We start from the raw sequence: 3,253 nt of genomic DNA, 5'->3' as shown, positions 1-3,253 counted from the left end.
TGCTGGGGGTGGCCGATGTGGAGACGCCGAGGGCGCGCCCGGCGGCGATCGCCATGAGCCACTCGTCGGTGTTGGAGACGTCGACGGTCGCGCGGGGCCGGGCGCCGGGCGGCCAGAGATCGGTGGTCGTGGTGCCCGAGACGCTGTTGAGCGCGATCGGATGACCGGCGAGATCCGCCAGGGTGATCCGGGGCAGGGCGGCGAGGGGACTGTCGGCGGGCATGACCGCGACGCGCTCCTCGTGCCGCAGCAGCTCCGTGCGGAGCCCGGGGCCGGTCACCGCGCCGCGCAGCAGGGCCACGTCGACCGTGCCCCGGGTGAGACCCGCCGTGCGGTCGTCGACGCGGAGCAGCTCAAGGGGGACGTCGGGCCTGGTCTCGTCCCAGCGGCGCAGCAGCGGGACCGTGTGGTCGCCGAGCGCCGCCCAGGTGTGGCCGAGCCGCAGCGGCCAGGCGCTCAGGGACCCGGGGTCCAGGGCGCTGTCGACGGCGGCGACGGCGACGGCGGCCTTGTCGCGGAAGGTGCGGCCCCGCGCGGTGAGCTCCAGGTGGTGGGTGGAGCGGTCGGCGAGCAGGGCGCCCAGATGGTCTTCGAGCTGTCGCAGGGTCCGCGAGAGCGCGGGCTGGCTCAGCCGGAGCCGCGCGGCGGCGCGGGTGACGTTGCCCTCGTCGGCGATGGCGAGGAAGGCCCGCAGATGCCGCAGCTCGATGGTCATGCCTTGGGAGCATAACCGGGGCCCGGCCACGACCCCGCCCTGCGCCTTCGGTGGAGTGGGCGCGCGGGCGGCCGTCGGCGTGGTTATTGTTTGCCGACCCTCGTCGACTGGAGTTGCCATGAGTACGCCGCCGCCCGCCACCCCCGAGTACGTCGGCAGGGAGCGGACGGGCGCGGCGGGCCGCGGCCCCATCAGCGTGACGTGGTCGCTCGGGGACCCCACGCGTGACCTGGACGCCAACGTCGTGCGCCTCGCCCCCGACGCGTACATCGCCGAGCACACCGAGACCGTCCTCGGCGTCCTGGTGACCGTCCTTGCGGGCGCGGGCGAGGTGCGTACGCCCGATGACGTCTTCCCGCTGCGGCCCGGCGTCCTCGCCTGGCTGCCCGTCGGGACGACCCGCTCCGTGCACGCGGGCCCGGAGGGCCTGACGTACACGACCGCCCACCGCCGCAGGCCGCCGATGGGCATCGGTTCGGCGCGCCTCGCGCAGGAGGCGGGCGAGGCCGCCTGTCTGCTCGACCGCGTCTGCCCCGACTGCGGCCGCCTCGCCACCGAACGCGACGCCCGCTTCTGCGCACGGTGCGGGTCGCCGCTGGCCGAGAGGTGACGCTCGCCCGTACGTCCCACCCGTACGCACGGAGTATCCGTTCGCCGCACCCGAGTTGAGGACCAGAGGCAAGACCCGGACCGAGGTCCGGACTTCAGCGCACCACCGTCGGAGGAGAAGTCATGTCCCTCAGTGTCGAAGAGCGTGAACAGTTCCTGGCCGAACCGCACATCGGGGCGCTCGCCGTGGCGGCGGAGGACGGGCGGGCGCCGCTCACCCTGCCGATCTGGTACCAGTACGCGCCCGGTGGCGAGCTGTGGGTGATGACCGGACGCCACTCCAAGAAGGGCCGCCTGATCGAGGCGGCGGGTCGCTTCTCGCTGATGGTGGACCGCCTTGAGCCGACGATCCGGTACGTCTCCGTGGAGGGCCCCGTCGTCCGCACCGAGGACGCCACCATCGAGCGGCTCCGGGAGATCTCGGCGCGCTACCTCCCGGCCGACAAGGTCGAGGGGTACGTGGAGTTCGCCTCGAAGGAGCACGGCGAGCAGGCCCTGTACTACCTGCGCCCCGAGCACTGGTACTCCTCGGACCTCGGCACGGTGTGACCGCCCCGCGGCCGGGCCCCTGAGAGCCTGTGTCATATCCCCGGTCGGACCGTCTCCCCGAGGGGGAGGCGGTCCGGACTCACGACGCGTGACCCATGACGCGTCACTCATGACGCGTGACTCATGAGTCGGGGCGGCGGTACGGGCGTCGTGTCCGGCGGGACTACGACGCGCGCAGGCCACCCTCCATCAGCGGCACCCCGGCCTGCCCGACGGTCTTCACGGCGTCCAGGCCCGTCTTGGCGACGTGCAGGGCGGTCTTCGTGGCGAAGACCGCGTCCTCGGCGGTCTCCGAGGGGTCGGCCAGCGTGCTCCCGACCGCCCTGCCGAGGCTGTTCCCCTTGCCCTCGCCGTCCGCGGCGGGCGTGGCGGCGTGGGCGGTTCCCGTCAGGGCGAGGGTGGCGGCGGCGAGGGTGACGGCGGCGAGTACGCGGTTCTGGTTGTTCATGCCTTCCTCAACGGGTCAGGGCCGGTGAGGATGCGTCCTCCCCGGTGATCCGGGGGCGGATTCCACCGTCGGGGCGAACGCCCGGAGCCCCGTGATGGGCCCGCACCGAATGCGCGCTCCAGCCGTTACATCCCTTATGGGTGATTTTGACAGTGGATGCGTAGCTTCGTAGATGTCGCCGCTGAGGGCGGCCATCACACAGCCAGGAACCGAGCCTGAAGGGCCTTAGTCACCATGCGTACTGCCCGCACCCTGCGTAACAGCGTCATCGCCGTCGTCGCCACCGCCGGTATCGGCCTCGGGGCCGCTTCCGGAGCCGTCGCCGCCGAGCCCACCGGCAGGACGGCCTCCGCCGTCAGCGGCGTCGAGTCGATCGCCCATGCCAAGGCCAAGCGGACCTACGTGAAGAGCGTGAAGCTCCGCGACGGCTCGACCGCCAGGATCTACAAGCTGGGCAAGAACAGGGCACAGGCCGAGATATGGGTCAAGGGCCACAAGGCCGCCACGCTGACGGCCAGGGGCAAGAACGTGACCGTCAACCACAACGGCCTCCACATCAGGCTCACCCCCAAGGGCACGGTCACCTCCTGGATGGACAGCGTGAAGCCGAAGCCGAAGCCGAAGCCCAAGCCCGCCCCGCACAAGCGGGTGCTCGTCGCCTCACCGACCCTCGCCGACGGCTCCAGCGCCAAGGTCTACAAGCTGTCGGCCCACCACTACCAGGCCGATCTCTTCGGCAGCGGCGGCAGGACCGGCACCCTGGACGCTAACGGCCGCGCCGACTACGGCCAGAACAACGGCCTGCACGGCGCCCTCCAGCCCGACGGGCGGCTCTCCTCCTGGGTGGACGAGCCCGACCCGGTGCCCGCGCCGGACAACGACGGCACGAAGCCCGCCCCGCGGCCCACCCCGGACACCGACGACGTCAAGCC

At 72.4% G+C, this 3,253-nt stretch carries 5 protein-coding genes; 3 read left to right on the top strand and 2 right to left on the bottom strand.

Annotated features, from left to right (window positions below):
* The coding region (locus AB8Z36_RS35165; RefSeq protein ID WP_369217450.1) for a LysR family transcriptional regulator at positions 1 to 715 on the bottom strand (715 nt) is incomplete at its 3' end.
* A gap of 118 nt (positions 716 to 833) precedes the next feature.
* Between AB8Z36_RS35165 and AB8Z36_RS35160 the strand changes: the two genes are divergently transcribed.
* Both AB8Z36_RS35160 and AB8Z36_RS35155 read left to right on the top strand, forming a co-directional pair.
* Positions 834 to 1,325 (top strand): hypothetical protein, encoded by a 492-nt coding sequence (locus AB8Z36_RS35160; protein WP_369217449.1) that lies wholly within the window; start codon positions 834 to 836, stop codon positions 1,323 to 1,325.
* Positions 1,326 to 1,447: 122 nt separating this feature from the next.
* The gene (locus AB8Z36_RS35155; RefSeq protein ID WP_369217448.1) at positions 1,448 to 1,873 is read left to right on the top strand and encodes a pyridoxamine 5'-phosphate oxidase family protein; all 426 of its coding nucleotides are present in this window, start codon (positions 1,448 to 1,450) and stop codon (positions 1,871 to 1,873) included.
* A gap of 163 nt (positions 1,874 to 2,036) precedes the next feature.
* On the opposite strand, the gene AB8Z36_RS35150 is transcribed toward AB8Z36_RS35155, so the two are convergent.
* Complete coding sequence (locus tag AB8Z36_RS35150; RefSeq protein WP_369217447.1) at positions 2,037 to 2,321, bottom strand: hypothetical protein; 285 nt, start codon at positions 2,319 to 2,321, stop codon at positions 2,037 to 2,039.
* A gap of 234 nt (positions 2,322 to 2,555) precedes the next feature.
* Between AB8Z36_RS35150 and AB8Z36_RS35145 the strand changes: the two genes are divergently transcribed.
* Positions 2,556 to 3,253: hypothetical protein (locus AB8Z36_RS35145; RefSeq protein WP_369217446.1), on the top strand; the 698-nt coding region annotated here is incomplete at its 3' end.

Source organism: Streptomyces flavofungini (assembly GCF_041028215.1).
Taxonomy (GTDB): Bacteria; Actinomycetota; Actinomycetes; order Streptomycetales; family Streptomycetaceae; genus Streptomyces; species Streptomyces flavofungini_B.
The sequence above is the reverse complement of the archived record's forward strand: the minus strand, read 5'-3'. Positions and strand labels throughout refer to the sequence as shown.

What these genes read in the sequence shown, in the direction of transcription:
- AB8Z36_RS35160 (WP_369217449.1), top strand. Translation starts at nt 834, where the DNA reads ATGAGTACGCCGCCGCCCGCCACCCCCGAGTACGTCGGCAGGGAGCGG.
- AB8Z36_RS35155 (WP_369217448.1), top strand. Translation starts at nt 1,448, where the DNA reads ATGTCCCTCAGTGTCGAAGAGCGTGAACAGTTCCTGGCCGAACCGCAC.
- AB8Z36_RS35150 (WP_369217447.1), bottom strand. Translation starts at nt 2,321, where the DNA reads ATGAACAACCAGAACCGCGTACTCGCCGCCGTCACCCTCGCCGCCGCC.